Source organism: Streptomyces sp. NPDC002851, assembly GCF_053591935.1.
Map to the genome: position 1 here is coordinate 24,247 of NZ_JBSFUT010000002.1, position 25,833 is coordinate 50,079.

Below are 25,833 nucleotides of genomic sequence, written 5' to 3' on the forward strand. Positions count from 1 at the left end.
CGCGTGCGCTCAACGCACGACGACAACGTAACCACGCTCCGTGACATTCGTCTCGCGAACCAGCAACTTCAACGCTCTGGGTTCACAGCGCCTTGAAGCGGCGCAGGCGCAGGCTGTTCCCCACCACGAAGACCGACGAGAAGGCCATGGCCGCGCCCGCGATCATCGGGTTGAGCAGGCCCGCCGCGGCCAGCGGGAGCGCTGCCACGTTGTACGCGAAGGCCCAGAAGAGGTTCGACTTGATCGTGCCCAGGGTGCGGCGCGACAGGCGGATGGCGTCGGCCGCTGCCCTCAAGTCGCCTCGTACCAGGGTCAGGTCGCCCGCTTCGATGGCCGCGTCCGTGCCCGTGCCCATGGCCAGGCCCAGGTCGGCCTGGGCGAGGGCGGCCGCGTCGTTGACGCCGTCGCCGACCATCGCGACCGACTTGCCCTCGGACTGGAGGCGCTTGACCACGTCGACCTTGTCCTGCGGCAGTACTTCGGCGATCACATGCTCCGGCGCGATGCCGACCTCCGCCGCCACCGACTCCGCTACCGCCTTGTTGTCGCCGGTGAGGAGGATGGGGGTCAGGCCCAGGGTGCGCAGCTTCTCGATCGCCTCGGGGCTCGTTTCCTTGACCGCGTCCGCTACCTCCAGGATCGCTCTCGCCTCGCCGTCCCACGCGACCGCGATGGCCGTACGTCCGGCCGCCTCCGCGGCTGCCTTCGCCGCCGCCAGGGCGTCCGGCAGGGTGATCGCCCATTCCTTCAGTAGCTGCTCGCGGCCTACCAGGACCGCGTGGCCCTCGACGATGCCCTGGACGCCGAGTCCGGCGACGTTCGCGAAGTCCTCGGGGGTGGGCAGGGGGCCGACCTGCGTCGCGGCCGCCGTCGCCACCGCCTGCGCGATGGGGTGTTCCGACGCGTGCTCCAACGCGCCTGCCAGGCGCAGGACTTCGGCCTCCGGTACGCCGGGTGCGGTGTGCGTCGTACGCAGGGTCATCTGGCCCGTCGTGACCGTGCCGGTCTTGTCCAGGACGATGGTGTCCACGCGACGGGTGGACTCCAGGACCTCCGGGCCCTTGATGAGGATGCCGAGCTGGGCGCCGCGGCCGGTGCCGACCATGAGGGCGGTCGGGGTGGCCAGGCCGAGCGCGCACGGGCAGGCGATGATCAGGACCGCGACCGCCGCCGTGAACGCCGCCGTCAGGCCCGCGCCGCTGCCGAGCCAGAAGCCGAGGGTGGCGAGGGCGAGGACGATCACCACCGGGACGAAGACCGCGGAGATACGGTCGGCCAGGCGCTGGGCCGCGGCCTTGCCGTTCTGGGCGTCCTCGACGAGCTTGGCCATCCGGGCGAGTTGGGTGTCGGCGCCTACGCGGGTGGCCTCGACGACCAGGCGGCCGCCCGCGTTCAGGGTCGCGCCCGTGACGGAGTCACCGACGCCGACCTCCACGGGGACCGACTCGCCGGTGAGCATCGACGCGTCCACCGCCGACGAGCCCTCCACCACCGTGCCGTCCGTGGCGATCTTCTCGCCGGGGCGGACCAGGAAGCGGTCACCGACCGTCAACTCGGCCGTCGGGACGGTGACTTCGCGGCCGCCGTCCCGGATGACCGTGACCTCTTTCGCGCCCAGTTCGAGCAGCGCCTTCAGGGCCGCGCCCGCCTTCCGCTTCGAGCGGGCCTCGAAGTAGCGGCCCGCCAGGATGAAGGCGGTGACCCCGGCCGCGGCCTCGAGATAGATGTTCCCGGCGCCGTCGGTGCGGGCGATGGTCAGCTCGAAGGGGTGCGTCATGCCGGGCATACCGGCCGTACCGAAGAACAGGGCCCAGAGCGACCAGAGGAACGCCGCCGACGTACCGACCGAGATCAGGGTGTCCATGGTCGCCGCGCCGTGCTTGGCGTTGGTCCAGGCCGCGCGGTGGAAGGGCCAGGCCGCGTACGTCACGACCGGGGCGGCCAGGGTCAGGGACAGCCACTGCCAGTACTCGAACTGGAGCGCCGGGATCATCGCCATCGCGATCACCGGTACGGCGAGTGCGACCGCGGTGGTCAACCGCTGGCGCAGCGGGCGGAGTTCGTCCGGTTCCGGTTCCGGTGCCTCGCCTTGGGCCGTCGAGCCCTCGGCCCCTGTCGATGTCGGTCGTACGGGTTCGGGGACCGGTTCCTGTGCCGTGTAGCCGGTGGCTTCGACGGTGGCGATCAGGTCGGTCACGGCGACGTCGCCGGAGTAGCTGACCTTCGCCTTCTCGGTGGCGTAGTTGACGGTGGCCTCGACCCCGTCCATGCGGTTGAGCTTCTTCTCGATCCGGGCGGCGCAGGAGGCGCAGGTCATGCCGCCGATCGCGAGTTCCACCTCCGCTGATGCGGGGTTGTGCGTCGTGGTCGTGGTCGTGGTCGTGGTGGTGGTCATGGGTTCTGCTCCTCCGGCCTTCCAGTGAGTACCCCTGGGGGGTATGCTTCGGCTCTGCCATGTATACCCCCTGGGTGTATCTGGCGCAAGGCCAAGAACCGAACCTCAAGGAGCACGTACGTCATGAACACCGGACTCAAGATCACCGCATTCGCCGCCGCGGTCGCCGCGACCTTCGGCACCGCCTACGCCGTGGGCAGCGGCGTCGGCCCCGTGGTGGATGCCAAGGAGCAAGCGCACTCGCAGCACCGCGGCGACCCCGGCGAGCAGCCCGCTGCACCCGAAGGCTCCGTGCCGGGCGGGCTCCAGGTCTCCGAACGCGGCTACACGCTCGACCTCGCGACCCCGCGCCTCGCCGCGGGCGAGCGCTCCCAGCTGCGGTTCGCCATCGAGGACAGCCGTGGCCGCAAGGTCACCGCGTACCAGCGCGAGCACGCGAAGGAGCTGCATCTGATCGTCGCCTCGGACGACCTGGCCACCTACCGGCACCTGCACCCGAAGCGGGCCGCCGACGGCACCTGGTCCACCCCCGTCGAGCTGCCGAAGGCCGGGGGTTACCGGGTGTTCGCGGACTTCACGCCGCGCGGTGGCGAAGGGGTGACCCTCGGGGCCGATCTGGCGGTCTCCGGGGCGTACGAGCCCGCCGGACTGCCCCGGCCCGACGCCACCGCCGAGGTCGGCGACGGCTACGAGGTGATCCTCGGCGGCGGCCTCACCCCGGGCAGGGAGGGCAAGTTGGACCTGAGGGTCGCCAAGGACGGTGAGCCGGTGCGGGATCTGGAGCCCTATCTCGGGGCGTACGGGCACCTCGTCGCGCTGCGCTCCGGCGACCTCGCGTATCTGCATGTGCACCCGGAGGAGGGCGGGCCCGGGCCGGAGGTCTCGTTCGCGACGACGCCGCCGAGCCCGGGGACGTACCGCCTCTTCCTGGACTTCAAGCACCAGGGGAAGGTGCGGACGGCGGCCTTCACGGTGCGGTCAGGGGCTCCTGAGGGAGGGGCGGAATCCGGGCACGCCCACTGATCGTCACCCGGGGCCGGTGGGCGGCGCGTACCCTGGAGAAGATTGGACTAGACCTGTAGTGCCCCCAGAGCCCCGGAAGAAGAGAGGCCCCATGAGCAACCGTGCAGTCCTGGAGGTGATCGCCCTCGACGCCGCGGACGCGATCGCCGCCCAGGCCGGTGGCGCGGACCGCCTTGAGCTGGTCACGGACATGGCCGCGGACGGGCTCACGCCGAGCCCGGCCGTGCTCGCCGAGATCCGCGCCGCCGTCGAGATCCCGCTGCGCGTGATGCTGCGGGCCGCGGACGGGTTCGCGGCCGGGGGTGCGGAGGCGCTCGACGGTCTCGTACGGCAGGCGCGGGCGCTGCGGGCCGAGGGTGCGGACGAGTTCGTGCTCGGGTTCCTCGACGAGACCGGCGGGCCGGACCTGGTGGCGGTGGAGCGGCTGGTCGCGGAGCTCGACGGGGCGCCGTGGACCTTCCACCGGGCGATCGACCGCGCCGCGGACCGGGACGCCCTGCGCAAACAACTCGCCGAACTCCCGGGGCTCGACACGTACTTGACGGCCGGGTCGGCCGACGGCGTCGACGCGGGCCTCGCGACGCTGCTCGCCGAGGCGGCCCGGCGCGGCGACCCCGGCTACGGGCAGCGGATCCTGGTCGGCGGCGGGCTGCGGCTCGCGCATGTGCCACGGCTGCGGGCGGCCGGGATCGACGCGTTCCACATCGGTGGGGCGGCGAGGCCCTCCGGGTGGGGGGAGCCAGTGTCGGCGGAGGCTGTTGCCGAGTGGCGGGGTGCGCTGGGGGAGTAGGCGGACCGCCTACGGATTCTTGAGCCAGGTTTCCTCCAGTGAGAACGTCGCCCCCTCCGTGTGCCGTACGCGGAACAGGGATGTCTTGTGGGCGGGGTAGTACACGCAGGTATGGATCGGGCCGAGGGCGAGGTCGCACAGGCCGTCCCAGTCGAAGGTGTTCTGCTCCTCCTCCAGGTCGAGCTCGGCCTCGGCCATGGCCTCGGCGGTGATGCCGAGCGCCCGTACGATTTCGCGCGGGTCGCCGTCGACGGTCCAGGGGTCCTCGCCGTGCCAGCCCTCCGCCTCCAGAGAGGGTCCGCCGGGTACGTGGATCGCGTACTCCATGTGGTCCATGCCGCCCCCGCAGTCGACCCAGGCCGCGCCGACGATCAGGGCGTCCGGGGAGCGGGTGCGCAGCGACGCGGCCTGCGTCAGGAGCGGTTGGTTGCCCCAGCTGTCGGCCAGGGCCGGGTCGGATATGGAGATCACGTCGCCCCAGTGGCCGACCTCTATGAAGTCCAGGTCGTCCCGGGACCCCAGGTAGGGGTACTCGCTCCCGGGCGGCAGCGTCTCCAGGACCGTGTCCACGGTGCCGAACGATTCCGCGAACTTCCGGGCCGCTACCGGGTCGTGCGGCGGGAGGTCCATGGGTCCCGTGCGGTCCTTGGAGGCCTTCAGCGCGGCGAGCGTCCCGGGTCCGACCACGGTGAGGGTGTGCTCGCCGTTGACCCGGACCTCCGTCTCCGGCGGCACGTCCCAGTACGAGGTGTCTGTCGTCCTAGCCATGCGCGTCACCCTAGGGGCGGCCACTGACAATCCGGCCGCAGCCGTTCAACAAGCCAACTGGCCTGGCAGCTCCGCCGAATGAATCACCGTCAGGCCCGATACCGCTCGCGTCAGAGCCACGTACAAGCGGCGCAGCCCGGTCCGTTCGTCCGGCTCGCCGTCGACCACGGCCGCGGGCTCGTCCAGGACCACGTAGTCGTACTCCAGGCCCTTCGCGAGCGACGCGGGCACCAGCGTCAGGCGGGCCTCCGCCGTCGTCTCCTCGCCCGGCGCGAGATACGCCAGGCCCGCCTCCGTCAGGGCCTGAGCGAGGTCGGGTACGCGGGCGTCCGCCGCGATCAGGCCGATCGAGCCCTCCCGTTCCAGGGACGCGACGCAGGCCGCGACCGTCGCCGCGGTCAGATCGGCGGGTTCTGTGGGTTGGGCGGGTTCTGCGGACTCGACCCGGCGTACCTCCAACGACCCCGGCGCCGCACGCACCGACTCCACCGCCGTCAGGCCCGGCGCGATGTCCGGGAGCAGCCGGGACGCGTACGCGATCACCTCGCGCGGTACGCGGAATCCGGCCGTCAGCTCCTCCACGACGCCCGCGTTCTTGCCCAGGTGAGCGAGGGCCTCGGCCCAACTCCGCGTCGCCCAGGGCGTGGTGCCCTGCGCCAGGTCGCCCAGGACCGTCGCGGAACCGGTCGAGCAGCGGCGGCCCACCGCGCGGTACTGCATCGGGGAGAGGTCCTGTGCCTCGTCCAGGACCACGTGGCCGAGCGAGTGCGTCCGGGTCACCAGATCGCTCGCCTCGTCGATGAGGACCGCGTCCGCCGCCGACCACTTCGCGGACTTCACCGAGCGGGCCGGGCGCGCCCAGAGGATCGCCTTCTGCTCGTCCCCGTCGAGGACTCCGTCCGCGTGTACGGCGAGGAAGTCCGCGTCGGAGAGCAGGCGCAGGACGAGCTTCGCCGGGTCGACCTGCGGCCAGATCGCCTTGACCGCCGCTTTCACCGCCGTGTTGCGGGCCACCGCGTCCTGTACCCGGTCGTCCGGGGCCTCGCCCGCCTGCTCCATGCGTACGAGGACCGCGTGCGCGATCCGCTGCGGCAGGGCCTCGCGGGCGGCGCCGTAGCGGATGTCGCGGGTCAACAACTCTTCGACGATCTCGGTGAGTTCGTACGCCGGTACGCGCCAGCGGCGTGCGCCGCGCACCACCACGACCGGCTCCGTCGGCGGCGTGACGTACGAGCGCAGCGCCCGCCGCAGCACCTCGGCCATCCGTGCGTCGCCCTTGACGACGGCCGTCCCGGCGGGGTCGGTGCCCCGCACCTCCACGCCCGTCCCTCGCGTCACCAGGTCGTCGACCGTCGCCTGCTCGACCGCCAACTCGCCGAGTGCGGGCAGGACTTGCTCGATGTAATGCAGGAAGGACCTGTTCGGGCCGATGACGAGGGTGCCGGTGCGGGCGAGGCGCTCCCGGTGCGCGTAGAGCAGATACGCCACCCGGTGCAGGCCCACCGCCGTCTTTCCGGTGCCCGGGCCGCCCTGGACGCAGACGGTGCCGCCGAGTCCGGACCGTACGATCTCGTCCTGCTCCGGCTGGATCGTCGCCACGATGTCGCGCATCGGGCCCACGCGCGGCCGCTCGATCTCCTGCTGAAGGAGCTTGCTGGTGCGCGCCGCCTCGGCCGGGTCGGAGAGGTGCTCGTCCTCGTAGGCCGTCAACTCGCCACCCGTATAGCCGAAGCGGCGGCGCAGCGCGACATCCATCGGGTCCTTTTTCGAGGCCCGGTAGAAGGGCTGTGAGACCGGGGCGCGCCAGTCGATCACCATCGGGTCGCCGTCGGCGTCGTGCACATGCCGCCGCCCGATGTAGAACCGGTCGGCCCCCTCGGCTCCTTCGGCGTCCTCCCCGCCCACTGAGTGCAGAAAGTCCAGGCGGCCGAAGAACAGCGGGGTGTGCGCGAGGTCCGCCAGGGCCTTGATCCGCTCGTCGATCTGGTGCCCGAGGGCCTCGGCGTTCACCCAGTTCGCGGTCACGTCCCGGATGTCCAGGGCCTCGACGTCCGCACGCATCGCGCGCAGTGCGGTGCGGGACGCGGCCAGGTGCGCGCGCTCGCGGGCGAGGGGGTCGGGTGAGCCTGGCGTTTCGGGCGCGGGCATGGCGGTGCCTCCGGGGTGACGTGAGGGTGTGGGGTCGTACGTCGGCAGCCGACCGGTTTCCGTCCGGGCAGCAGCACTCCCTGAGGGAGGCGGGGAAGCGGGGATTGTAGGGCGGGGCTCGGGGCGGGAGCCAATGAATTTCCGGTCGGGGGGAACCCATGACGGGCCACATGTGTCTTTAAAGGCAGGCGTCCCGACGTAAGACGCTTATCGGCCAACCGGCCGTTACAAATCCCTTGATCTGCCCTGACTACCGTACGTACCGTGAGCGGAATGCCGACCACTACCCGGATGTCCCGCAGCCGCCCGCTGCCGTTGATCTCGAGGCCGCTGTGCAGTCCCAAGACCCGGGTAGGGTCGCGCCGATGACCCAACGGACTGTGCCCGCGACCGCGCCCCGTCGGACGTCCGCCGCCACGGCGGCCCGCCGCACGCTGCGCGCGCTCCGGTCGCCGCGCGTCCTGGCCGCCGGGACCCTGCTCGTCCTGTCCCTCGCCGCCCTCGCCGTGCTGTGCCTCCTGCTGCGCATACCGATGGCGGACGCCCTGGTCTACCGGGCCGAGGGCGCGGCGGTCGTGGACGGCACGGACCTGTACGGGTTCACCGTCACCGAGTGGTCGCTGCCCGCGACGTACCCGCCGTTCGCCGCGGTCCTGTTCGTGCCGACGACCTGGCCGTCCATAGGGCTTCTGAAGGTCCTCTTCGTCGTCGTCAACGCGGCGCTCCTCGCCCTCCTCGTGCATCTCTCCTGCCGCTTCGCGGGGCTCGGGTCGGGCACGAAGCGCCGGCCCTGGCTGCCGCTCGCCGTGACCGCGGTGGCCATATGGCTCGAGCCGGTCTTCCAGACGTTCGTTTTCGGACAGATCAACCTCGGGCTCGCCTGCCTCGTCCTATGGGATCTGTCCCGGCCGGACGGGGCGATCGGCAAGGGCTTCGCGCTCGGCATCGCCACCGGCATCAAGCTGACGCCCGGGATCTTCGTCGTCTACCTGCTCATCACCGGCCGGATCCGGGCCGGGCTCACCGCGATCGCGTCCTTCGTCGGCACCGTGCTGCTCGGGGTGCTCGTCCTGCCGCGGGCCAGCCTGGACTTCTGGACCCGGCGGATGTTCCAGACCGAGCGCGTCGGCAAGCCGTGGATCGTCGACAACCAGTCGCTCCAGGGCCTGGTCGCCCGCTTCCTGCACACCGCCGAGCCGAACTACCTGTGGCTCGGGCCCGCCGCGCTCGCCGGGATCGCCGGCCTGTGGCTGGCCCGCCGCGCCTTCCGGGACGGCAGCGACGCGTGGGGCATCCTGCTCACCGCGCTCACCGCGCTGCTCGTCTCGCCGATCAGCTGGTCCCACCACTGGGTGTGGTGCGTACCGCTGCTGATGCTGCTGTTCGCGGCGGGGCGGCCGGTGCTCGCGGCGGCGGTGGCGGTCCTGTTCACGGCCCGTACGTTCTGGATCCTGCCGCACGAGGGGATGCTCGACCTCAAGTACGCGTGGTGGCAACAGCCCTTCGCGTCGCCGTACCCGCTGCTCGCCCTCGGGTTGTTCGTGTGGGTGGCTCTGGTGGGGGTGCCGCGCCGACGCGAGGAGGAGTCCTCGGACGCGGCGGTCAGGGTGCCGCGCCCCAGGACAGCGAAATCCCCGTAGGTCGTCTAGTCCGCGGCCAGTACGTCGTCCGCATCCGTGATCCGGTACGCGTACCCCTGCTCGGCGAGGAACCGCTGGCGGTGCGCCGCGAAGTCCTGGTCGATGGTGTCGCGGGCGACGACCGAGTAGAACCGCGCCTCGTGCCCGTCGGCCTTGGGCCGCAGGACCCGCCCGAGCCGCTGCGCCTCCTCCTGCCGCGAGCCGAACGTGCCGGACACCTGGATGGCGACGGTCGCCTCCGGCAGGTCGATGGAGAAGTTCGCCACCTTCGACACGACGAGTACGGAGATCTCGCCCTGCCGGAAGGCGTCGAAGAGCTTCTCGCGCTGGGCGTTCGTGGTGTCGCCCTTGATGACGGGGGCGCCCAGGTGCTCGCCCAGCTCGTCGAGCTGATCGATGTACTGGCCGATCACCAGGGTCTGCTGACCCTCGTGCTTGCGCACCAGCGCCTCCGTCACCTTCCGCTTCGTCGCGGTGGTGGCGCAGAAGCGGTACTTCTCCTCGGCCTCGGCGGTGGCGTACGCGAGCCGCTCCGAGTCGGTGAGGTTGACCCGGACCTCCACACAGTCGGCGGGCGCGATGTACCCCTGGGCCTCGATCTCCTTCCAGGGCGCGTCGAACCGCTTGGGCCCGATGAGCGAGAAGACGTCGGACTCGCGCCCGTCCTCGCGTACGAGCGTCGCGGTGAGCCCGAGCCGCCGCCGCGCCTGGAGGTCGGCGGTGAACTTGAAGACCGGCGCGGGCAGCAGATGCACCTCGTCGTAGAGGATCAGCCCCCAGTCGCGGGAGTCGAAGAGCTCCAGGTGCGGATAGATGCCCTTCCGCTTCGTCGTAAGGACCTGATAGGTGGCGATGGTGACGGGCCGGATCTCCTTCTTCGTCCCGCTGTACTCGCCGATCTCGTCCTCGGTGAGGCTGGTACGGCGCACGAGCTCGTGCTTCCACTGCCGCGCGGACACGGTGTTGGTGACGAGGATCAGCGTGGTCGCCTTGGCCTGCGCCATCGCACCGGCCCCGACCAGCGTCTTTCCCGCACCGCAGGGCAGGACGACGACGCCGGACCCGCCGTGCCAGAAGTTCTCCACGGCCTGGTTCTGGTACGGCCGCAGCGCCCAGCCGTTCTCCTCCAGCGCGATGGGGTGCGCCTCCCCGTCGACGTACCCCGCAAGGTCCTCGGCGGGCCAGCCCAGCTTGAGCAGCGTCTGCTTGATCTGACCGCGCTCGGAGGGGTGCACGGCCACGGTGTCCGGATCGATCCGCGTGCCGACGAGCGGCGCGATCCGCTTCGACTTCAGGACCTCTTCGAGTACGGGCCGGTCGGTGGTGGTGAGCACGAGCCCGTGGGCCGGGTGCTTGCTGAGCGTGAGCCGCCCGTACCGGTCCATCGTCTCGGCGATGTCCACGAGCAGCGCGTGCGGCACGGGGTACCGCGAGTACTCGACCAGCGCGTCCACGACCTGCTCGGCGTCGTGCCCGGCGGCGCGCGCGTTCCACAGCCCGAGCGGCGTCACCCGGTACGTGTGGATGTGCTCCGGCGCCCGCTCCAGCTCGGCGAACGCGGCGATGGCCCGCCGACAGGCGCCGGCCAGCTCGTGGTCGACCTCCAGGAGGAGAGTCTTGTCGCTCTGGACGATGAGCGGTCCGTTCACGCGTTCCGTCCTTCCGATCACGGCCCGGCCCCGAGAAAGCGGCCGGTCAGCGCTGCGGCCAAGCGGCCAAACGTCCAGTGTGCCGCATAACACGCGAAAGCTGAGAGGCGCAGATCACGTGCGGCTCAGGTGCCGAGATGCCCGACTACCGTGCGCAAGGCCCGTCGCACCGCCTGTCGTGTCGCCTCTGTGTGGTCGATCGCCTCGAAGCCGTGGTGGGCGCCCGGGACGTCGATGATCTCCAGATTCGCGCCGGACTCCTGTGCCGCCGCCGTGAACTCCGCGACCGTCGCCGCGAACTCCGGGCTCTCCAGCTCCACGCGGGTCAGGACGATCGGCAGGCGGCCCGCCGCGCGCACCGCCCGGGGCGGGTGGAAGCGGGTGGGGTCCACGCCCCAGTTCGGGGGCGCGGCCATGACCGGGTACGTCGCCGCCAGGCAGCGCAGCCACGGGGGCGGGGCCGCCAGCCAGTCCGCCGTGAGCAGCCCGCCGCCGGAGAAGAACCACAGGGCGATACGGTCCGGGTCCACGCGAGGGTCGGCACGGAGCCGCGCGACGGCCGCCGCCACGTCCTCCGCCGCCCTCGGGAAGTCCGTCACGTCGTGGAGGCGGTGGTCGACCACCGCGCCGACCGCGCCGAGCTGCGCGGCGCAGCGGGCGTAGCCGAGCAGGGTCGGCCAGTCGCGCGGGGTCGGGGTCGTGTGTTCGGGGACCGGGCCGCCGTGGATGAAGAGGATGGCGGGGCGAGGGCTGTCGCCGGGTGGTAGGTGCAGGTCGAGGCGGCCCGTTCGCTCCCGCGGATACTCCGGTACGTCCAGGAGGAACGGGCGCAGGTGCGGCGGGGTCTCGTCCTGCTTCGGGGTGAGCCGTGCGCCGTCACCCGCCGCCGCCTTCAGGAGCACCTCGGCGAGGCCCGCCGGTTCGGACAGCATCGGCCAGTGGCCGGTGGCGAGTTCGAAGAAGCGAGTCGTGGAGGCCGTGAGCGCGGCGAACCGGGGGTCGCCCAGTGCCACGACGGTTTCCAGCATGGCGATGCCGAGACCGTTGGCGGTGCAGAGGACGCCCGTCGTCGGGACGGTCGCCGCCGCGCCCGTGAGCCGCAGGGGCTGGGTGAGGGTGCCCAGGGGTTGCGGGGCGGCCAGGGCCGTCAGGCGGTCCAGGTGCTCCGGGGTCAGGCCCTCCGTGCTGCCGAGCGATGCCCAGCCGTCGCGCGTGGGGGCGGGGGCGGGGGCGGGCGCAGCACGGTGCATGGGACCGGCGTCCTGCGGCCGTTGGGCGATACGGGCCAGGCGGTCGCGCAGGCCCGCGTCCGGGACCGCCTTGAGTGCCGGGTCGCCGTCCTGAGCGAGCGGCGCGTCCACGTACACGATCCGCGCGACCCGGTCCGGGCGGCGGTCGGCGGCGCCGAGCACCGGATGGATGCCGTAGCCGTGCCCGACGAGCACCACGTCCCCCGCGCGTGGCGACTCGTCGAGCGGGCCCAGGAGGTCCAGAAGGTCCAGGACGTCCTGGATATGGACCTCCAAGTCCGTGTCCGGACCGGCGAGTTCGTGCCGCTCTCCCATACCGGTGAGCGTCACCGCGTGGACCTCGCCCCCGGCGTCCCGAAGGTGCTGAGCCACCTCCCGCCAGATCCAGCCGCCGGTGAATGCCTCCGACACGAGCACGAATACCGTCACAAGGGCCTCCTCGCAGGTGGTGAGTGAGCGCCGGTCGCGCGTCGGTACCGTAGGAACTCCCCCAGAGGGAGGTTCAAGCCGTGACCGCCGAGAACGCTGATCTCTGGAGCATCGGGGAACTGGCCGAACGTGCCGGTGTCACCGTCAAGACCGTCCGCTTCTACTCCGACCGCGGGCTGCTCCCCGAGGCCACCCGCAGCGCCGGGGCGCACCGCCGGTACGGGCCCGAGGCGCTCGACCGGCTCCGCCTGATCCGCTCCCTGCGCGCCCTCGACCTGCCGGTGCCCGAGGTGGGCGGCATCCTCGACCGCCTGGCCGACCACGACGACCGGCTCGACGACGGCCTGGGCGAGGCTCTGGGGGACGTACTCGAGGACCGGCTCAGCGACGTGGGTGCACGCCTGGCCGCGCTGCGCTGGCAGGAGGCGTCACTGCGGCTGCTGCGCGACGGGGCGCCCGAGGAGCGCGCCGAGTGGCTGCGCCTGATCGGTGGGCTGCCCGGCTCCGGGGCCCCGCCGAACACCGCGGCGTTCGCCCGCTTCTGGCGTGCCTGGCTGCCGCCGCGGATGTCGGGCCGGGTGGTCGCCGCCTTCCTCGACGAGGCGGTGCCTCAGGTGCCCGACGACCCGACCCCGGCGCAGGTGCTTGCCTTCGCCCGGCTGCACGCCTTCGTCTCGACGTGCAGTCCCGTGGTCGACGCACACTGCCGCCCCGAGGCCCACCGGAGCGGCGCCGACTACCGGCCCGCGCTGTTGTACGAGGGCCTGGGCGAGGCCCACGTACTCACCGCGGCGGAGATACGGGAAGGGAACGCGCCGCATGCGGGACAGGCCCTGGACGCCTTCGTCGCCGCACACGCCGCCGCGCTCGGCGCCCGTGACACCCCGGAGTTCCGACGCCGCCTGTCCGCCCTGCTGGCGGCGGAGGCCCGCATCGGCCACTACTGGGACCTGGTCGCGGAGTTGCGGCCCGCTTCGGAGCCGACGCCTGGGGTGATGCATGAGTGGCTGGAGGCTGCCTTGGGGTGAGCTTCGGCGCTCAACGGCCCCGGGTGCACGGGGGAGCGGGCGGCTTTCCGTCCGGCCAGGCCACCGTGGCGAGCTGCGGTGCCGCTATTCCCCCGGTGAAGTCGAGGCGGGCGACGGGCACGGGCTTCTCCCAGGGGTTTCCCGCCCCGTCGAGGCAGATCGACCCGCTGGCGCCCACCACTTGGCCGGAGTCGGACAGGGGCGGCCAGAAGGCCCGGACATCCCCGAGCGAGGGGACATCGTCCTTACCCTGCCGTGCGCAGCACGGTCATGGTCACCCCCGTTGCGCCCGTTTACGCCCGTCTATGCCCGCCGCTACGGCATCCCCTCCACCTTAGGCGGAATGCCGTGCGCCCAACGGGAGTTGGGGATCATCGGCCGAGAGTCCGTGGCGTCACGGCGTCAGTCCGCCAGCTCGACCGCCCCGGTGACCCGGTGCAGGGGATACGTCCGGATCTCGTCCGCCGTATGGTCGTACGCCGTCACGAACCCGCCCTCGACCCGCACCGGCGCGATCACCCGGCGGCTCGCCGCACCCTCCGCGTTGACGTAGCCGATCCAGAGGCGGCCGCCCGTGAGGACCGCGGTCTGGACCGTGGCGAGGGTCTCCGCGGGGGTGGTGCGGGGCAGTTCGCCGTCGGGCAGGGTCTGGGGGGCCGCCGCGCCCTCGGATACCGCCTCGCTTCCCGCGCGCGACGCCGCGTCCCCGGCGCGCAGCGCTCGCAGCGCGGCCTCGAGGAGTACGTCGTCCGGGGCGGGCGGGCCCTCCGGGACCGGGGCGGGGGCGGTGCGTGGCGGGGTGCGGTGGGCGTGGGCGCGGGTGATCACGACGTCGCCCTCGGGGGACTCCGCGGCGGGCGCGAAGCCCATCGCGCGCAGGCCTTCGAGGAGCGTGCCGGGGTCGGCCTGGGCGGCCAGGACCGTGGGGGCGAGGCGGCGCAGGCGCAGGGCGCTCGCGCGTTTGTCGGCCAGGATCTCGTTCAGGAGCGCGTCGTCGTCGCAGCGTACGTACGCCGAGGCCGCGCCGATCCGCAAGTGGCCGTGTCTGCGGGCGACATCGTCGATCAGGTACGTGAGCGGCTGCGGCACCGGCGTACGGCTGTGGCGTACGAGGAAGTCGTGCAGGTCGGAGGCGGAGCGGCCGGCGTCGAGGGCGCGGCGCACCGAGCCCGGCGTGAACCGGTAGACCGTCGCGCCGCCCTTCGACTCCACGTCGGCGAGCACGCTGAGCGTCTCCGCGAGCGGACGCCGCAACGGTCCCGGCGCGACGGCCGTGAGGTCGGCCTGGAGCAGGACGTGGTCGAGGGGTTCGGGGAGCAGCGGGGCGAGGGCGGAGGCGGGGGTGGCGGAGTGGGCGTTCGCCGTGTCGGCGGTTGCGGCATCGACGGCATCGGTCGTGCGATGGGCGGTTGCGGTTGCGGTTGCGGCGTCGGCGGCTGTGGCGTCGGAGGTGGCGTCGAGCAGCGCGCGGCCGTGGGTGGAGAGCGCGCCCCGGCCGGTCACGCCGAGCAACTCGGCCTCGGAGAGCGCCCATTGGGCGAGCTGGGAGCGCAGGTCGCCGTCGCCCTCTCCCGTACCGGCGCGGCTCCCGCCCCGCAGCGGCCGCTCCCAGCGGAGCCGGGCGAGCACGGCCTCCAGGTCCGGGGCGCCGCCCTCCGGCAGCTCGGCGAGCAGGTCGAGGACGCGGCGGCGTACCTCCGGGGCGGCCGAGCGGTCCAGGTGCGGGCCGAGTGCGGAGAGCGTGCGGTCCTTGCCGTCCCGGCTGCCGACCAGGCCCGCCGTGCGGGTCGCGGCCAGCCAGGCGGTGGCGAGCGCCGCCCAGCGGTCGGGGGCGGAGAGCTCCAGCCAGTCGTCGTACGCGGGTGTGGCGGCGTACCGCTCGTCGGCCTCGCCGTCGGAGGCCAACAGGCCCGCAGCGTAGGAGAGTTCGACCCAGAACGCGGCGATCGGTTCCGATACGTCCAGGGCCACCGCCGTGCGCTTGAGGTCACGCACGCTCAGGCCCCCGGCGCGCAGCACCGCCGGGCCGCCCTCGTGCCACTCGCGGAGCAGCTCCTCGACCGTGGCCAGGGCCGTGTACGCCTGGCTCGCCGCGGCCGCGTCCACCACCCGGGGCCGGTGCTCGGCGGCCGCGGGCACCTCGGGCGGCAGCGGCCGCAGCTCCCGGTGGGCGCGCCCACCGCGCAGGTGCAGGGCGACTTCGCGGGGCAGCACGACCGTGCCGGGTGCGGTCGGCAGGAGCAGGCCGCGGTCGAGCAGCCAGCGCACGGGGGGCGCCGGGTCGGCGGTCACCTGGCCGTACGGCGGGCCCCAGGTGAGCCGGGAGAGCACCCGCACCGCTTCGGCGGGCGCCTCGTCGAGCAGCGCCGCCATCCTCGTACGGTCCGTGAACAGCTCCCTCAGGGCGTCCACCGCGGACACCGGGTCGTGCGTCGTGGGCAGGCCCGCCGCGGTGAGCAGCTGCTGCAGCCGACCGGGCGACATCCCGGAGGCGACCTCGGCGACCGTCGGACCGAGGCCCGTCGGGGACGGGTGCTGCGGCGAGGGGGCGAGCAGGTCGCGGGCCGTGCGGACGAGCCGGAGGCGGTCGTCCGGCCCCCAGACGAGGGCCTGCTCGCGCAGCGCGGCCAGGGCGGCGGGGAGCGTGGTCTCTACGGCGGCGTGGGTGGGGGTGATGGCGTCAGGGGTGGTGTCTTCGGGGGTATCGGACCTGGACCTGGACCCGGACCCGGACCCGGATCCGGCCTCGGCTCGGGATTCGGCCTTGGCCCGGGATCCGGCCTCCGCCTCGGCCCCGGCTCGGGATTCCGCCTCGGCCTCGGCCCCGTCGTCGCCCGTGAGCAGGGCCTTCAACGTTTCGTACGGGGCCGGGTCCGGGGCCACCGCGAGGGCCTCCGCGGTCTGTAGCGCGAACGTGTCGAGGCGCTCCACGGCGCGCACCACCGAGGCCCGCGTGACGGCCCGGGTCGCCAGCTGCGTCAGGTCGCCCGGGACGGGCGAGAGCAGGTCCGGGCGGGCCCGGAGCAGCGCGGCGAGCGACGCGTCGTCGCGGCCTCTCAGCTCCTCGGCGAGCGTGCGCGGGACGCTCGGAGCGCTGCCGCCGGACGTGCTCTCGGTCCTCATCCTTCACACGGTAGTAGCTGTCACCGACATCGACGGCAATCGAGGGCACGGAAGCGCGGCCGCGCGCGATACGGTTTTCCGCGCCGGGTAACGCAGGTCCCGGCAACGCACGCTCCCTGAAAGGGACTTGTCGGCAGGTTTGCAGGGCTTCGCAGGGGGACCTCTTGGCGATCGAGAGCGATCAGCTCGTCTTCGACTTTCTGAGTCGGGTCGGGGACCTCGCCCAGTCGCGCCAATTGCCCTCCGGCGCCCGCATGCGCCTGGTTTCGGACCTGCGCAACGAGATCGACCGACGCCGCGCGAGCGACCGCGCCGACTCCCCGGCCGCGATCCGGCGCCTGCTCGCCGACCTCGGCACGCCGGAGGCACTGGTGCGGAAGGCGGTGGCGGAGGCCGGGGGACCGGGCGATGCGCCGCCGCCGTCGTCGACCGCCCCCGAGCAGCCCAGCGCCCCGGCAACGCCGCAGCATCAGCAGCGGCCCAAGGCCGACACACCCGGCCACGGCACCGGCGAGGAGTCACCGCCCCCCGCCGCGTCCACGGCCGCCAGACTGCGCCGCAAGATCCCCCGCCCCCGCCTCTCCAAGTCAGAGCAGCCGGAGCCGCCGGTCGCCGAGCCGCCCGTCTCGCCCACGGTCGCGTCGCCACCGCACCTCGCGGGCGAGGACGAGCTGAGCCCGCATAGCTCCGAGCCCGACTGGTGGCGGGTGGACTCCGACCCCTCGTCGAGCCCCTTCGGGGTCTCGGACCAGGTGCCGGGATTCGTCGGCGGCGTTGAGATCCCGGAGATGCTCAAGCGCCCACCCGGCGGCGAATCCAAGGCAACAGAAGAAGAGGCGGACAAGAACCAGAAAACCGGAGCCACCACAGAGAACGAGACAGGGACAGGGGCAGAGCCCGGAGCGCCCCAAGACGCCCAAGACGCCGCCGAGAAGGAGACCGGCCGCCGGAGGGCCCTGTTCCGCCGTTCCCCGCGCGTGCGGGCCGTCACGTCCGGGCTCACCAACCCGCTGCTGCTGCTCGCCGCGGTGCTGCTCGTCGTGGGCGCCGTCCTCGGCAACTGGGTCGCGCTCGGCCTCGGCTGGGCCATCGCGTACACCTCGCGCCGACTCACCCAGAACGAGGCGAAGTTCGCGGTCCTCGGCATCCCCGGCCTGGTCGCCGCCTCCGGCGTGGTGTGGCTGTGGGGGCGGGTCGAGCGCCGCTGGGGCGAGCGGGTGGCCGCGGACGGGGACGGGATGCGGGCCGCCCTGATGGAGACCTGGCCGTGGGTGGTCCGGGTGGCGGCGATCACCTCGGCGCTGTACCTGGTGTGGCGCTCGCAGCGGGGACGGGCGGAGTAACCTCCACCGTCCCCACTGCTTGCCGTTTGCTTTCCGTTCGACCGTGCCTACTTGGTCAGGTCGGCCCGGAGCTCGTCCAGGATCTCGTTGGCGGCGGTGTAGCCGATGCCCTGGATCCACAGTTCGTCGTCGACCGCGAAGACCTTGTCCTCCTTGACGGCCTTCAGCTTCTTCCACAGGGCGCTGCCGGTGGCCTGCTTCTCCTTGGCCTTGACCGGGTCGCCGTACGTCGAGTGGAAGATGACGTCCGCCTCGGCGGCGTCGATCTTCTCCGGGCTCACGTCGTACGAGAAGCCGTCCTTGGCCTTGTCCGTGATGGCGGGGCGGCCCAGGCCGACGTCCTTGAGGATGGTCGCGATGTAGTTCTGCTTGCCGTAGATACGTATGTCGGCGCCCTCGACGAAGCGGACGACGTTGACCTTGGTGTCCGCGGCCTTGTCCGGGCCGCCGAGCGCCTTCGTCACGTCCGCGGCGTGCTGGTCGTACGCCTCGACGACCTTCTTCGCCTCGGCCTTCTTGCCGAGCGCGTCGGCGTGCACCTGGAAGTTCTCCTTCCAGGGGTAGCCGGTGTTCTCGGTCATCACGGTCGGGGCGATCTTCTTGAGCTCCGGGTAGAGCTTCTCGTGCCGGATCTTGCTGGTGAGGATCAGATCGGGCTTGAGCCCGGCGATGGCCTCGACGTTCGGTGTCATCATCGCGCCGACGTCCTTGATGCCCTTGACCTTGTCCTTGGGCAGGTAGCTCAGGAAGCCCGACTCGACATCGGCGTGCGTGGCGCCGACCGGCTTCACGCCGAGGGTGATCGCGGAGTCCAGCTCGGCGGTGTCGAGGACGACGACACGCTTGGGGGCGTCGGGCACCCGCACCTCGCCCATGGCGGTCTTGACGGTATGCGTCGCGCCACCGCCGTTGCCCGCTTCGGCGGAGTCCTTGGCGTCTCCGGAGCCGCAGGCGGACAGGGCGAGGGCGGAGGTGAGGGACAGAGCGGCGGCAGTGAGACTGCGCTTCTTCATGAGCGGTGCTCCAACTGTTGAGGCGACAATCAGCCCGTCCGGCGATTGAGGACGAGCGCGTTCAGCGCGATAAAGCGGGGGCCTGGGGGCCTGAGGACAAGGCAGCGGGGGCCTGAGGGCAAGGCCCCCAGTTACGGGAAGGGGCGGGACCGGGGAGAAGAAATCAACCAGCAGTCCCCCAAGGCGTCCCCGGCACCACCAACGGCGACCCGGTCACGGGATCAGGCACCACCACACACCCGAGCCCGAACACCTCCTCCACGAGCTCCGCCGTCACCACCTCCGCCGGCGCCCCCGACGCCACCACCCGCCCCGCCTTCATCGCGACGAGATGATCCGCGTACCGCGCGGCCTGGTTGAGGTCGTGCAGGACGACGACCACCGTCCGGCCCTTGTCGTGGTTCAACTGCCGTACGAGATCGAGCACCTCCACCTGGTGGGAGATGTCGAGGAACGTGGTCGGCTCGTCGAGAAGCAGCAGCTCCGTCTCCTGCGCGAGCGCCATCGCGATCCAGACCCGCTGCCGCTGCCCGCCGGACAGCTCGTCCACGGACCGGTCGGCGAGGTCGGCGACGTCGGTACGGGCCATCGCCTCGGTCACGGCGCGCTCATCGGCCTCGGACCACTGCTGCCACCAGTGCTGGTGCGGCTGCCGCCCGCGCGCCACGAGGTCCGCGACGGTGATCGCCTCGGGCGCGACCGGCGACTGCGGAAGCAGCCCGATCTGCTGGGCGATCTTCTTCGTGGGCAGCTTGGCGAGCGCGGTCCCGTCGAGCAGCACGGACCCGCTCTTCGGCTTGAGGAGCCTGCCGAGCGCACGCAGCGTGGTCGACTTGCCGCAGGCGTTGGGGCCGACGATCACGGTCACCTCGCCGTCGGGCACGGCGAGGTCGAGCTCGTGGACGACGGTGCGGTCCTCGTACGCGAGCGTCAGGGCTTCGGCCTTGAGCCGGGTCTTCACGGCGCCTGTCACCTCTACTTCCCTGAGACGGTACGGCTGTGGGTGCTGTGCCTTTTACAGATGAGCCAGATCAGATACGGGGCCCCGACGGCGGCCGTCAGGACACCCACGGGCAACTCGGTCGGCGAGAAGAGACGCCGCGCGAGCAGATCGGCGAGTACCACGATCACAGCGCCGAGCAGCGCGCTGCACACCAGCGGGATCTGCGCCGTACGGGTAAGGCGGCGGGCGATCTGCGGGGCGAGCAGCGCCACGAAGTCGACCGGGCCCGCGGTGCCGGTGGCCACCGACGCGAGCACGACGCCGAGCAGCACGAGCCCGAGCCGCACCCGGCCAAGGCGTACGCCGAGCGCGGTGGCGGTGTCGTCGTCGAGGGACACATTGCGCTGCGCGCGGGCCGCCCAGAGCACGGCGGGCACAAGGAACAGCAGCGTGGAGCCGATCAGTTGGGCCTCGGGCCAGGAGCGGCCGTTGAGGGAACCGGTCATCCAGATCTGCGCCTGCTGCGCGACGAGATAGTCGCCCTTCGTCATGAACAGCGTGGTGAGCGAGCGCAGCGCGATCGCGAAGCCGATGCCGATGAGCACGAACCGGGTGGCGTGCAGGCCGCCCCGCCAGGCGAAGACGTACACGAGCGCGGCGGCGAGCAGCCCGCCCGCGATGGAGACGTACGGCAGCACGGCGTAGGAGGTGATGCCGAACGTCATCGCACCCACGGTGAGCGCGCTCGCGCCCTGGCTGATGCCGATGATGTCGGGGCTGGCGAGCGGGTTGCGGGCGACGGTCTGGATCAGCGCGCCCGCGACGCCGAAGGCGAGGCCGACGAGGATGCCGACGGTCATGCGCGGCAGCCGCAGCGTGCCGACGACGAGTTCGTCCGGGGAGGGTTGGCCGAGGACGACCTTCGCGGCCTCGGCGGGGGAGACGAAGCTTTCGCCTATGCAGAGGTACGCGATGGCGCTTGCCGCCAGGAGTACAACGAGGCCCGCCGAGACCAGGACTGCACGCCTGTGCACGAGGAACGTGGCTTGCCCGGTGCGGCCGAGGCGGAGTACGGCGTAACCGGCTGGACGCTGCCCGGGACGGTTGCCCGGAGCCGGGGGCTGTGCCCACCCTCCCCCACTCTCAGCTTCGTTCGAGCGGGGGGACCCCCCTCGCCCTGCGGAACGACTGCCCACAGCGGTAGCGGAAGCACCGCCCACAGCGGGACTGTTGGGCCCTTCGGAACTCACGCCGCAACCGCCTTCCTGCGCACCAGCGTCACCAGGAACGGCACCCCGATCAGCGCCGTCATCACGCCCGCCGGTACCTCGCCGGGCGGGAAGACGATGCGGCCGACGACGTCCGAGACGAGCAGCATGACCGGGCCGAGCAGCGCGGCCATCGGCAGGACCCAGCGGTGGTCGGAGCCCACAAGCGCGCGGGCGATATGCGGCACCGCGAGACCTATGAAGGCGATCGGGCCCGCGGCCGCGACACCGGCGCCGGTGAGCACCGTGGCGCCGAGCCCGCCCACGATCCGTACCGTGGCGACCTTCTGGCCGAGGCCCTTCGCCACGTCCTCGCCGAGCGCGAGCGCGTCCAGGCCCCGGGCCACCGACACCACGAGCACCACGCCGACGAGCAGGAACGGCCAGATCTGTGCGACGACTTCGGTGTTCCGGCCGGCGACCGAGCCGACCTGCCAGAACCGGAACTCGTCGAGCGCCGCGGCCTTCGTGGTGAGGACGGCCATCGTCACGGAGACGAGCAGCGCGTTGACGGCCGCGCCGCCGAGCGCCAGCTTCACGGGTGTCGCCCCGCCGCGGCCGCTGGAGGCGATGGCGTACACGGCGACCGAGGCCACCGCGGCTCCGGCGAACGCGAACCAGACGTATCCCGTGAGCGTGTGCACCCCGGCGAAGGCGATCGCGAGGACGACCGCCACCGAGGCGCCGTGGCTGATGCCGAGGATCCCGGGGTCGCCGATGGGGTTGCGGGTGATGCCCTGGAGCGCGGTCCCGGCCAGGGCGAGCGCCGCGCCCACCATGAGGCCGATCAGGGTGCGGGGGACCCGCAGTTCGCGTACCACCTCGGCGTTCGCGCTGTGTCCGGAGCCGAACAGCGCCTCGAATACGGCGGACGGGGCGATCGCGCGGGCGCCGACCGCGAGCGACAGGAGCACCGCGACGAGCAGCGCCACTACGGCCGCCGCCGTCAGAACGGTGCGCCGGGCCATCGGCGCGCGCCGTGAGTCGGTGGAGAGGACGGCTGCCATCGGGCCCTTTTCTTGGCGGGTGTCTCAAAACTGCCTGAGCCGCGCTGAGCTTAGGCTTGGCTAAGTGTAAGGGCCGGGTCCAGAGGGGCCGCGGGCACAATGGCCCCATGGCAGCGCACCAGAACCCCGAGCTCACGCCCGTCACTTCTTCTGTAGAGACGGTTCCGCTCACCGTCGGCTTCGACCTCGATATGACCCTGATCGATTCGCGCCCCGGAATCAGGGCCGCCTACCAGGCACTTTCGGCCGAGACCGGCACCTTCATCGACGCCGAACTCGCGATCACGCGGCTCGGCCCGCCGCTGGAGCAGGAGATCGCCGAGTGGTTCCCGCAGGACCGGATCCAGGCCATGTCCGACCGGTACCGCGAGATCTATCCCACACACGCCATCGAGCCGACGCTGGCGCTGCCCGGTGCCCGTGAGGCCGTCGCCGCCGTGCACGCCCAGGGCGGCCGCGCCATCGTCGTGACGGCCAAGCACGAGCCGAACGCCAAGCACCACTTGGCCCACCTCGGCATCGACGCGGACGAAGTGGTCGGCTGGCTCTGGGCGGAGGCCAAGGCGGAGGCGCTCCGCGAACACGGCGCGTCCGTCTATGTGGGCGACCACATTGGAGACGTAAGGGGCGCGCGCACCGCCGCCGCGCTCTCCGTCGCGGTACCGACCGGCCCGTGCGACGCGGCCGAACTGCGCGCCGCGGGCGCCGACGTGGTCCTGGACGACCTGACCCGCTTCCCGGCCTGGCTGGCGGAGTACTGCGCGAACGGCGGCCGCGCGGTCTGAAGTCGTCAAGCTCTACGGCCTGAAGCCGTCAGGCCCTACGGCCTGAAGCCCAGCCGCTCTACTCTGCGGCTCCGCACTCCGCTCTACTCCGCACTCCGCTCTACTCCGCGGCCGACCTCGCCTGCCGACGCTGCGCCGCAATGGACCGCAGCACACCCGCCCCGGCGATCAGGAACCCCACTCCCATCAGCATGCAGACCGCGTACGCGAGGGACGGAAACGGTTCCGTGCCCAGAAACAGCGGGGCGACCGTGACCAGAGTGGCCACGGCGCCCACGAAGAAAACGATCGCGCCGAGCCGGACGAGCCGATCACCGGCGCCTGAAGGTGTGTCGCTCACCCGACCAGGGTAGTTCCCTGGCCAAAGGGCCGGGGCGGGGTGCGGCCGGGAACCGGTCGGAGGCGCGTAAAGCAGTCTTGTCACCGGCCCCCGGAGCATTAGCCTTGGGTGTGGCGGGTCGAACGACCCGCTGTAGTGCTATCCAGAGCCGATTTTCCGGCGTGTACGAGTACGAAGACGAGGACGGACAGACGTGCCTACCGGCAAGGTCAAGTGGTTCAACAGCGAGAAGGGCTTCGGCTTTCTCTCCCGCGACGACGGCGGAGACGTCTTCGTGCACTCGTCAGTGCTGCCCGCAGGGATCGATGCGCTCAAGCCGGGCCAGCGCGTGGAGTTCGGCGTCGTCGCCGGGCAGCGCGGTGACCAGGCGCTCTCGGTGACGCTCCTTGACCCGGCGCCCTCGGTCGCGGCCGCCCAGCGCCGTAAGCCGGACGAGCTCGCCTCGATCGTGCAGGACCTCACCACGCTCCTGGAGAGCGTCTCGCAGTCGCTCGAGCGCGGCCGCTACCCCGACAAGGCGCACGGCGCGAAGATCGCGGGGATGCTCCGCGCGGTCGCCGACCAGCTCGACGTATAGACCCTCTGGATCTAGACCCTCTGGATCCTCAGACGGGGAAACGCAGCGCATCCGGGCCGAGGGGCGGTACGAGCCCCTCGGCCGCCGCGCGTGTGAGCAGCCCGCGCACGGCCGCGTAGCCGTCCTCGCCGAGCCCGGCCGTGAACTCGTTGACGTACAGCCCGATGTGCTGGTCCGCGACGGCCGGGTCCATCTCCTGCGCCTGTTCGAGAACGTACGCCCGTGACGCCGTCGGGTCGTCCCAGGCCATCAGGACCGACTCGCGCGCCGCGGCCGCGAGGGACTCGAGGACCTCGGCGCCCAGGGACCGCTTCGCGATGATCGCGCCGAGCGGGATGGGCAGCGAGGTGGTGTTCTCCCAGTGCTCGCCCATGTCGGCGAGGCAGTGCAGGCCGTAGTTCCGGTACGTGAAGCGGGCCTCGTGGATGACGAGCCCGGCGTCGACCCGGCCGTCCCGCACCGCGGGCATGATCTCGTGGAACGGCAGCACGACGATCTCGCCGACATCACCCGGCAAGGTATCGGCCACCCACAGCCGGAACAGCAGATACGCCGTCGACTTCTCGCTCGGCACCGCCACCGTCTTCCCGGTCAGGTCGACGCCCGGCTCCCGGGTCAGGACCAGTGGGCCGCAGCCCCGGCCGAGCGCGCCGCCGCAGGGCAGCAGGGCGTACTCGTCTAGGACGTACGGAAGCACGGCGTACGACACCTTGAGGATGTCGAAGGGGCAATCGCCGCTCTCGGCCAGGCCGTTGGTGACGTCGATGTCCGCGAAGGTGACGTCGATCTCCGGCGCCCCGGGCACCAGGCCGTGGGCCCAGGCGTGGAAGGTGAAGGTGTCGTTGGGGCACGGCGAGTAGGCGATGCGCAGCGGCGACGTCACGGCAATTGCTCCTTCGCGGGTACGAGGCCGGGGTCCGCGAGCACGGGGGCCAGGTCCTGTCTTCCGGATCAGCCCGGCTCCGGACGACGGTGCTCTTCGGGTGACCCGAGCGGGGTCTGGTGCGTGCAGCTGCAAGGCGGAGGAGGGCGGCGACGCGGAGCGTCGGCAACCGACGACAACGCCGCAGATGTGCGTGCCAGCCCCCGCGACGCCGGGCTGGTCCGGAAGACAGGGCCTAGGGCGGTGAACGCCTCCGTCAGGGCGGCGAGCGCGTCCCCGATCCGCCAGGTCGCGCGGTCGCGGGGTCCCACCGGGTTGGACACGGCCCGCACTTCGGCGACCGGCACGCCCTCGGCGGCGGCCGCCTCGGCCACGCCGAAGCCCTCCATCGCCTCGGCGCGGGCGCCCGGGTGGCGGGCGCGCAGCGCGGCGGCGCGGTCGGCGGTGCCGGTCGCGGTGGAGACGGTGAGCACGGTGCCGGTCGCGGCACCGGTGGCGGCGGCGAGGGCCCGTACGAGCTCTACGGGCGGCGCGTACGAGACCGTCCCGAAGCCGAGCTCGGTCACCGGCAGAAACCCGGTGGGGGTCTCGGCCCCCAGGTCGGCGGCGACGATCGCGTCCGCCACCACGAGGGACCCGACGGGCGCCTCGGGCGCGAAGCCGCCGCCGATACCGGCCGAGATCACCAGGTCGTAGGGGTGGCCGCCGAGTGTGGCGGCGGTCAGGGCCCGAGCGGTGCCGGCCGCGGCGGCGGCCGGGCCGACGCCCACGGCGACGACGTCGATACCGTCGCCGCCCGGACCGGCCGTGGCCGCGCGCGCCACGGCGTCCCGCTCGGCCGCCACCGCCGTGGCCACGAGGACGCGCATGGGCCGGGTCAGTCGGCCAGCTTGAGCTTGAAGGACCAGACGGCGGAGGGGGTGCCGCTCTCGTTGACCTGGATGATGTTGACCTTCTTGGACTTCTGGACTTCGCCCTGGCCGCCGGTCGCGAAGACGTCCTGGTTCGGGAAGCTGCGGTACGTCTTGTTGGACGGCTCGGTGATCGGGTTGCCGTCGAGCGCCGCGATCCACTTCTTGCCGCCCTCGACGACCTCGGGTTCGACGCCGAGGCGCAGCGTGTCGCCCGCCGCGTAGTTCACGGACGTGGACTTCGCGCTCTGGAGGCACTTCTGGAGCTGGTTCTGAGACAGCGCCTTCGCGTCACCCTCGGGCTCGCAGCTGGCCTCGGCCGACACCGTGCTGGTGCCGATGGTCACGGTTGCGAGGGGCGTGGGCTTTTCACCACAGGCGGTGAGCACGAGGAGACCGGCGGACGCGACGCCGAGGGCGGCGGCGGTGCGGCGGCCCTTGGCCGTCATACGCAGGGAGGTCATGCCGGAAGGCTATCGGGAGGGTGTACGAGACCTGCCATGAGGGGGTGCGGCGTGCC

20 protein-coding genes and 1 pseudogene are annotated in these 25,833 nt (G+C 72.2%); 7 read left to right on the top strand and 14 right to left on the bottom strand.

The window, feature by feature from the left end; all coding sequences use genetic code 11:
• Positions 1-82: 82 nt before the first annotated feature.
• Positions 83-2,395, bottom strand: coding sequence for a heavy metal translocating P-type ATPase (locus tag ACWD10_RS01965; protein WP_451085945.1), 2,313 nt, complete (start codon positions 2,393-2,395; stop codon positions 83-85).
• 123 nt (positions 2,396-2,518) lie between these two features.
• Here ACWD10_RS01965 and ACWD10_RS01970 point away from each other — a divergent pair, with 123 nt between their 5' ends.
• Both ACWD10_RS01970 and ACWD10_RS01975 read left to right on the top strand, forming a co-directional pair.
• Positions 2,519-3,418: a hypothetical protein gene (locus ACWD10_RS01970; RefSeq protein ID WP_451085947.1), complete on the top strand. Its 900-nt coding sequence runs from the start codon at positions 2,519-2,521 to the stop codon at positions 3,416-3,418.
• A gap of 91 nt (positions 3,419-3,509) precedes the next feature.
• Positions 3,510-4,208, top strand: coding sequence for a copper homeostasis protein CutC (locus ACWD10_RS01975; protein WP_451085949.1), 699 nt, complete (start codon positions 3,510-3,512; stop codon positions 4,206-4,208).
• A 9-nt stretch (positions 4,209-4,217) separates the two neighbouring features.
• Here the strand turns inward: ACWD10_RS01975 and ACWD10_RS01980 are convergent, their stop codons facing one another.
• Both ACWD10_RS01980 and ACWD10_RS01985 read right to left on the bottom strand, forming a co-directional pair.
• Positions 4,218-4,976 (bottom strand): DUF6333 family protein, encoded by a 759-nt coding sequence (locus ACWD10_RS01980; protein ID WP_451085951.1) that lies wholly within the window; start codon positions 4,974-4,976, stop codon positions 4,218-4,220.
• Between the two features lie 45 nt (positions 4,977-5,021).
• Complete coding sequence (locus ACWD10_RS01985; RefSeq protein WP_451085953.1) at positions 5,022-7,124, bottom strand: HelD family protein; 2,103 nt, start codon at positions 7,122-7,124, stop codon at positions 5,022-5,024.
• Between the two features lie 365 nt (positions 7,125-7,489).
• Here ACWD10_RS01985 and ACWD10_RS01990 point away from each other — a divergent pair, with 365 nt between their 5' ends.
• Positions 7,490-8,764, top strand: a complete 1,275-nt coding sequence (locus ACWD10_RS01990) for a glycosyltransferase 87 family protein (protein WP_451085955.1) — start codon at positions 7,490-7,492, stop codon at positions 8,762-8,764.
• Positions 8,765-8,769: 5 nt separating this feature from the next.
• Here the strand turns inward: ACWD10_RS01990 and ACWD10_RS01995 are convergent, their stop codons facing one another.
• Both ACWD10_RS01995 and ACWD10_RS02000 read right to left on the bottom strand, forming a co-directional pair.
• Positions 8,770-10,413 (bottom strand): DNA repair helicase XPB, encoded by a 1,644-nt coding sequence (locus ACWD10_RS01995; RefSeq protein WP_451085957.1) that lies wholly within the window; start codon positions 10,411-10,413, stop codon positions 8,770-8,772.
• A gap of 125 nt (positions 10,414-10,538) precedes the next feature.
• Positions 10,539-12,092 (bottom strand): dienelactone hydrolase family protein, encoded by a 1,554-nt coding sequence (locus ACWD10_RS02000; protein ID WP_451085959.1) that lies wholly within the window; start codon positions 12,090-12,092, stop codon positions 10,539-10,541.
• Positions 12,093-12,172: 80 nt separating this feature from the next.
• On the opposite strand from ACWD10_RS02000, the gene ACWD10_RS02005 reads away from it, so the two are divergent.
• On the top strand, positions 12,173-13,120 hold the full coding sequence (locus ACWD10_RS02005) for a MerR family transcriptional regulator (RefSeq protein WP_451085961.1): 948 nt from the start codon (positions 12,173-12,175) through the stop codon (positions 13,118-13,120).
• Positions 13,121-13,522: 402 nt separating this feature from the next.
• Here the strand turns inward: ACWD10_RS02005 and ACWD10_RS02010 are convergent, their stop codons facing one another.
• On the bottom strand, positions 13,523-16,243 hold the full coding sequence (locus ACWD10_RS02010; protein ID WP_451085963.1) for a helicase-associated domain-containing protein: 2,721 nt from the start codon (positions 16,241-16,243) through the stop codon (positions 13,523-13,525).
• A gap of 164 nt (positions 16,244-16,407) precedes the next feature.
• Between ACWD10_RS02010 and ACWD10_RS02015 the strand changes: the two genes are divergently transcribed.
• Positions 16,408-17,586 carry a hypothetical protein gene (locus tag ACWD10_RS02015; RefSeq protein ID WP_451085965.1) on the top strand — a complete coding sequence of 393 codons (1,179 nt, stop codon included), beginning with the start codon at positions 16,408-16,410 and terminating at the stop codon, positions 17,584-17,586.
• Between the two features lie 47 nt (positions 17,587-17,633).
• On the opposite strand, the gene ACWD10_RS02020 is transcribed toward ACWD10_RS02015, so the two are convergent.
• The 4 genes from ACWD10_RS02020 to ACWD10_RS02035 form a co-directional block, all read right to left on the bottom strand.
• On the bottom strand, positions 17,634-18,599 hold the full coding sequence (locus ACWD10_RS02020) for an ABC transporter substrate-binding protein (RefSeq protein WP_451085967.1): 966 nt from the start codon (positions 18,597-18,599) through the stop codon (positions 17,634-17,636).
• Between the two features lie 163 nt (positions 18,600-18,762).
• Positions 18,763-19,572, bottom strand: a complete 810-nt coding sequence (locus ACWD10_RS02025; RefSeq protein ID WP_451085969.1) for an ABC transporter ATP-binding protein — start codon at positions 19,570-19,572, stop codon at positions 18,763-18,765.
• A 2-nt stretch (positions 19,573-19,574) separates the two neighbouring features.
• Positions 19,575-20,576: a FecCD family ABC transporter permease gene (locus ACWD10_RS02030; protein WP_451085971.1), complete on the bottom strand. Its 1,002-nt coding sequence runs from the start codon at positions 20,574-20,576 to the stop codon at positions 19,575-19,577.
• A gap of 212 nt (positions 20,577-20,788) precedes the next feature.
• Positions 20,789-21,817 (bottom strand): FecCD family ABC transporter permease, encoded by a 1,029-nt coding sequence (locus tag ACWD10_RS02035; protein WP_451085973.1) that lies wholly within the window; start codon positions 21,815-21,817, stop codon positions 20,789-20,791.
• A gap of 107 nt (positions 21,818-21,924) precedes the next feature.
• On the opposite strand from ACWD10_RS02035, the gene ACWD10_RS02040 reads away from it, so the two are divergent.
• The gene (locus ACWD10_RS02040) at positions 21,925-22,602 is read left to right on the top strand and encodes an HAD family hydrolase (RefSeq protein WP_451085975.1); all 678 of its coding nucleotides are present in this window, start codon (positions 21,925-21,927) and stop codon (positions 22,600-22,602) included.
• A gap of 100 nt (positions 22,603-22,702) precedes the next feature.
• Here the strand turns inward: ACWD10_RS02040 and ACWD10_RS02045 are convergent, their stop codons facing one another.
• The gene (locus tag ACWD10_RS02045; RefSeq protein ID WP_451085977.1) at positions 22,703-22,942 is read right to left on the bottom strand and encodes a hypothetical protein; all 240 of its coding nucleotides are present in this window, start codon (positions 22,940-22,942) and stop codon (positions 22,703-22,705) included.
• 193 nt (positions 22,943-23,135) lie between these two features.
• Between ACWD10_RS02045 and ACWD10_RS02050 the strand changes: the two genes are divergently transcribed.
• Entirely contained in the window at positions 23,136-23,519 is a 384-nt protein-coding gene (locus ACWD10_RS02050) for a cold-shock protein (RefSeq protein ID WP_451085979.1), read from the top strand.
• 28 nt (positions 23,520-23,547) lie between these two features.
• Here the strand turns inward: ACWD10_RS02050 and ACWD10_RS02055 are convergent, their stop codons facing one another.
• The 3 genes and pseudogenes from ACWD10_RS02055 to ACWD10_RS02065 all read right to left on the bottom strand — a co-directional run bounded on the left by ACWD10_RS02055 (position 23,548) and on the right by ACWD10_RS02065 (position 25,777).
• A complete protein-coding gene (locus ACWD10_RS02055) occupies positions 23,548-24,408 on the bottom strand; it encodes a 1,4-dihydroxy-6-naphthoate synthase (RefSeq protein WP_451086517.1) in 861 nt (286 codons plus the stop codon).
• 212 nt (positions 24,409-24,620) lie between these two features.
• A pseudogene (locus tag ACWD10_RS02060) lies at positions 24,621-25,271 on the bottom strand (futalosine hydrolase); the annotation flags it as partial.
• 8 nt (positions 25,272-25,279) lie between these two features.
• Positions 25,280-25,777, bottom strand: a complete 498-nt coding sequence (locus ACWD10_RS02065) for a DUF2771 domain-containing protein (protein WP_451085981.1) — start codon at positions 25,775-25,777, stop codon at positions 25,280-25,282.
• Positions 25,778-25,833: the final 56 nt, after the last annotated feature.